Source organism: Methanocorpusculum sp. GPch4 (genome assembly GCF_012062385.1).
Taxonomy (GTDB): domain Archaea; phylum Halobacteriota; class Methanomicrobia; order Methanomicrobiales; family Methanocorpusculaceae; genus Methanocorpusculum; species Methanocorpusculum parvum.
This window is the reverse complement of record NZ_SIJA01000085.1, coordinates 1-5,683: the sequence shown is the minus strand read 5'-3', so window position 1 is coordinate 5,683 and position 5,683 is coordinate 1. Positions and strand designations below refer to the sequence as shown.

General features: G+C 49.8%; 1 tRNA gene and 3 rRNA genes. All 4 read left to right on the top strand.

Annotation, left to right across the window (positions count from 1 at the left end):
- The first annotated feature begins 264 nt into the window (after positions 1–264).
- Positions 265–1,731, top strand: a 16S ribosomal RNA gene (locus tag EYA77_RS09130).
- 144 nt (positions 1,732–1,875) lie between these two features.
- Positions 1,876–1,948 (top strand) — tRNA-Ala (locus EYA77_RS09125).
- Positions 1,949–2,295: 347 nt separating this feature from the next.
- Positions 2,296–5,214 (top strand): 23S ribosomal RNA (locus EYA77_RS09120).
- A gap of 311 nt (positions 5,215–5,525) precedes the next feature.
- A 5S ribosomal RNA gene (gene rrf, locus EYA77_RS09115) occupies positions 5,526–5,647 on the top strand.
- Together the 16S, 23S and 5S rRNA genes with 1 tRNA gene alongside form the textbook arrangement of a ribosomal RNA operon.
- Positions 5,648–5,683: the final 36 nt, after the last annotated feature.

Genomic DNA, 5,683 nt, shown 5'->3' with positions numbered 1-5,683 from the left:
TCTCCGGCTTCTGATGCCTGAGTTTTCCGGAATGCGGTTCGAAGACTATATAAGCATTCGATGCTGATATAGTAGAGCTGTTTAAGTGGAGGACAAAACGCGAATCATCCGGGTTTCCCGGAGTGATTGTTGGTCCTGACGTTGGTATTGTGGCGATGCGGACATTCATTGAAATGACCGCTGATTCCTTTCATACGGTTGTGTTTTTGTGATTATGTCGTAGAAAAACAACTGTGTGCCTATAAGAAAGAAAGAAAAATAGTAATTCTGGTTGATCCTGCCAGAGGCCATTGCTATCAGGGTTTGACTAAGCCATGCGAGTCGAGAGGTGTAAGACCTCGGCATACTGCTCAGTAACACGTGGTTAACCTGCCCTAAGGTGGAGAATACTCCCGGGAAACTGGGGCTAATGCTCCATAGTGGATATGTCCTGGAATGGTATATCCTCGAAAGATCCGTCGCCTTAGGATGGGACTGCGTCCGATTAGGTTGTTGGCGGGGTAACGGCCCACCAAGCCATTGATCGGTACGGGTTGTGGGAGCAAGATCCCGGAGATGGATTCTGAGACATGAATCCAGGCCCTACGGGGCGCAGCAGGCGCGCAAACTTTACAATGCGAGCAATCGTGATAAGGAAACCCTGAGTGCCTGTCGATGCAGGCTGTTCATATATCTAAATCATATGTGAAGAAAGGGCAGGGCAAGACCGGTGCCAGCCGCCGCGGTAATACCGGCTGCTCGAGTGATGGCCACTATTACTGGGTTTAAAGCGTCCGTAGCTTGACTGTTAGGTCTCTTGGGAAATCTTCACGCTCAACGTGAAGGCGTCTAAGAGATACCGGCAGTCTTGGAACTGGGAGAGGTAAACCGTACTTCGGGGGTAGGAGTGAAATCTTGTAATCCTCGAGGGACGACCTATGGCGAAGGCAGTTTACCAGAACAGCTTCGACAGTGAGGGACGAAAGCTGGGGGAGCAAACGGGATTAGATACCCCGGTAGTCCCAGCCGTAAACAATGTGCGTTAGGTGTGTCGGTAACCACGTGTTACTGATGCGCCGAAGAGAAATCGTGAAACGCACCACCTGGGAAGTACGGTCGCAAGGCTGAAACTTAAAGGAATTGGCGGGGGAGCACCACAACAGGTGGAGCCTGCGGTTTAATTGGATTCAACGCCGGACATCTCACCGGATAAGACAGCTGAATGATTGTCAATCTGAAGGTTTTACATGACTAGCTGAGAGGAGGTGCATGGCCGTCGTCAGTTCGTACTGTGAAGCATCCTGTTAAGTCAGGCAACGAGCGAGACCCACGCCGACAATTGCCAGCAGCATCTCCGGATGGCTGGGGACATTGTCGGGACCGCCTCTGCTAAAGGGGAGGAAGGAATGGGCAACGGTAGGTCAGCATGCCCCGAATTATCCGGGCTACACGCGGGCTACAATGGACGGGACAATGGGTAACAACACCGAAAGGTGCAGTCAATCTCCGAACCCCGCCCTTAGTTAGGATTGCGGGTTGCAACTCACCCGCATGAATCTGGAATCTGTAGTAATCGCGTTTCACTATAGCGCGGTGAATACGTCCCTGCTCCTTGCACACACCGCCCGTCAAACCATCCTAGTGGGGTTTGGATGAGTCCCTGGTCTTTGCCGGGGTCGAATCTAGGTTCCGTGAGGAGGGTTAAGTCGTAACAAGGTAGCCGTAGGGGAATCTGCGGCTGGATCACCTCCTAAAGAATGATCCACACACAACCTGTATGACTGAATCAGCATGGTCATTTCAATGAACCGTACAATCGCCACAATACCAACACATCAATATCATACTCACGCTGTATGGTTTGTTAAACAGTAACAACCTCGAATAATGTGTGAGGGGCGCGTAGCTCAGTTGGAAGAGCGCGGCGTTTGCAACGCCGAGGCCTGGGGTTCAAATCCCCACGCGTCCACTCCGTAACCGGCTGTGACAGATTTTCTGTCACCGGTTGCGGTTACCAGTGCACCCGGAAACGCGAGTTACCGGGGAAGGGCCGAGAGTCATTGACTCTTTGAGGCCGTGTATAGGTTTTGCATTTGGACGTTAAATGGGTATCAGCGGAACCTTTCTTTACTGAAAGTATTTTTGTCGGTAGCTCGACAGACTTTAAGAGAGACAAAGGGACCCTGGCAACAGCACATCAACATGATGCTGAATATTCCATTTACCACAAATAATACATTGTTGTAACCAACAATCATCTAAAACAATCATCGACATACCCTTGGATGTTCCGAGCTTTGGGACATCCGGGATTAAAGAACCTGGTTCTTATGCCGGTTAGTGAATGGTTCGGTTTGAGAGCCGATGAAGGGCGTGCCAAGCAGCGAAATGCCCCGGGAAGACGCAAGGAGTCTGTGATCCGGGGATCCCCTAATAGGACCTCCCCACGATTTATCGTGAATCCGTAAGGATGGGGAACCCCCCGAAGTGAAACATCTCAGTAGGGGGAGGAAGAGAAATCAATTGAGATTACGTTAGTAGAGGCGATCGAACCCGTAAGAGTCTAAACTGAATCCCGCAAGGGAGATGTAGTGTATGGCCTTCATTATAGTATGTGTTTATCTAATGAAAGTAGCTTGGAATGGCTTACCTTAGAGGGTGACAGTCCCGTACGTGGTGATAAACACAGCTTAGAAGTGTCCTGAGTAGCGCGGGTTGGAATTCCCACGTGAATATGGGGGTCACCTAACCTCCAAGACTAAATACTCCTCAAAACCGATAGTGAAATAGTAGCGTGAGCGAAAACTGAAAAGTATCCCTAAAAAGGAAATGAAAAGTGCCTGAAACTAACCGGTGATCGTGTGTTACGGCGTGCAAGGATCTTCTCTTCGAAAGAACCCGTCGCGAGGCGGTAGTATGAGTAGAGTTGCCGACGTCGTAACTTACGTTTTGAAGAACGGGCCAAAGAGTGTATTCCGCTGGCGAGGTTAACCGCAAGGGCAGCCGCAGCGAAAGCGACAAGCGCGTAGTTTACCTGGCGCGGCGTACTAATAGTGCGCGGAGTCAACGGGATACGACCTGAAACCTGGTGATCTATGCCTGAGCAGGTTGAAGCGTGCCGAAAGGTGCGTGGAGGACCGCATGCGGTATTGATATGCAAATCATTCGCGTGACTTGGGTATAGGAGTGAAAGATTCATCGAACCGGGTGTCAGCTGGTTCCTCTCGAAACATGTCTAAGCATGACCTCGACCGAGAATGATAGTGAGGTAGAGCACCTATTAGAAATCCCGGGGAAGAAATTCCTCGCTTTCTTGTAAAACTCCAAACTCCCTATCTTTGTAGACGTCGGGCAGTCCGGGCTACGGGGTAAGCTTGTAGTCCGTAAGGGAGACAACCCAGACCATGGTTAATGCCCCCCAATGTAGGCTAAGTGTCAACACTGAATGAAGTCCTAGGTCAAAGACAACTGGAAGGTGAGCTCAGAAGCAGCTATCCTTTAAAAAGTGCGTAACAGCTTACCAGTCAAGATTTAGGGCGCAGAAAATGGACGGGGCTCAAGCCTACTGCAGATACCATGGCGCACGTTTTTGAACGTGATCGAGTAGAGAGGCGTCCTGTATGGGCTGAAGCAGGGGTGTAAGTTCCTGTGGACCGTATAGGAATGAGAATTTTGGCAGTAGTAGAAGCAAAGAATGGTGAGAATCCATTCCGCCGAAGGGGCTAGGTTTCCTCGGCAATGTTCGTCAGCCGAGGGTTAGTCGGTCCTAAGCTGCACCATAACTTGAGTGCAGCAAAAGGGAAACAGGTTAATATTCCTGTACCGTGCGTTAATAATACTGACGCATCGGGTTATACATAGCGGGACCGTCGTCCCGTCCAATCGTATAAACTCTTGGAGTACCGTAATGGTGAGAATTGAGTGAAAGCGTGATGGCGTAAGTGTGTAAACACCTGGTGCCCGTGAAAAGGTAACGCAATGTCCGTACCGAGAACCGACACAGGTGCCCCTAGTTGAAAAGACTCAGGCGTGTCGGAATTATTTGTGGTAAGGGAACTCGGCAAAATGGCTCCGTACCTTCGGAACAAGGAGTGCCTGCCTAGTGATTAGGCAGGTCGCAGTGACCAGGGAGCTCTAACTGTCTAACAACAACATAGCAGACTGCAACTCCGTAAGGACTAGTATAGTCTGTGAATCCTGCCCAGTGCGGGTATCTGAACACTGATTACAATCGGACGAAGGACCCGTAAACGGCGGGGGTAACTATGACCCTCTTAAGGTAGCGTAGTACCTTGTCGCTTAATTGGCGACTTGCATGAATGGATTAATAAGGGCTCTACTGTCCCTACCACAAATCCGTTGAACCTTTTATCCTTGTGCAGAGGCAAGGGACTCCCATCGGGAAGTGAAGACCCCATGGAGCTTTACTGCAGCCTGTCGTTGACTTACGGTATTACATGCGCAGCGTAGATAGTAGGTGTTAATGCTCATATTCCGGTATGAGTGGAGCCACAGTTGAGACACTATCCTTGTTCTGCTGTAATTCTCACTCATCTTTCATGGTGAGGACATCGGTAGGTAGGCAGTTTGGGTGGGGCGCCACACCCTCGAAAAAATATCAAGGGTGCCCTATGGTCAACTCATGTGAGTCAGCAACTCACAGGAGAGTGTCAAGAGCATAAGTTGGCTTGACGTGATTTCGCACAGCAAGAAATCACGAGTGGAAACACGGGTCTAACGAACCAATACGCCTTTTTGGTGAGGGCTATTGACTACAGAAAAGCTACCCTGGGGATAACAGAGTCGTCGCCGGCAAGAGCACATATCGACCCGGCGGCTTGCTACCTCGATGTCGGTTCTTTCCATCCTGGCTGTGCAGCAGCAGCCAAGGGTGAGGTTGTTCGCCTATTAAAGGGGATCGTGAGCTGGGTTCAGACCGTCGTGAGACAGGTCGGTTACTATCTGATGGGAGTGTTCGAAATCTGAGAGCAAGAATGAAATAGTACGAGAGGAACTTTCATTCGTCACCTCTGGTGTATCGGTTGTCTGATAAGGCAGTGCCGAGCAGCTACGTGGCACGAGATAAAAACTGAAAGCATCTAAGTTTGAAACTTCGCTTGAAAAGAGATTTCGTTACAGAGCACCGGTAAAAGACCGGGTTAATAGGCTTGGGATGTACGCACGAAGGCAACGACGTGTTCAGTCCGCAAGTACTAACGCTCAAATCCAGATTCTTTATGAACTGGTATGCCTCGACATTGTGCAGGATGAATTGGTAACGTCAATGGAAATGTGTGGTAGATGGACTTCGGCATCATATGATTGTGCCTTTGTTCTTTTGAGAACCTGTCTACTTCTGCTTACAAACGACGTATCCGCTGTGCCCAGACGTTATCCGAATGCAAAACCTATTGAAGGTATATCCTTTATAAACAGTAACGGCATATATGTTATGCCAGATTACTGTGCTAAGTTGGCGGAGCGGCCACGCGGTTGCCTGCAGAGCAACTCTACTCCCGTTCAAATCGGGAACTTAGCTTGGGGGATCATGCGGCCATAGCAGAGAGGTTCCACCCGGACCCATTCCGAACCCGGCAGTTAAGCTCTCTTGCGTCGGTCATTGTACTGAGATATGCGAATTCTCGGGAACTGGTCAACGCTGCACCCCCCTTATTCTTTTGCAATAGTTTGTTTGTGTTTTTTT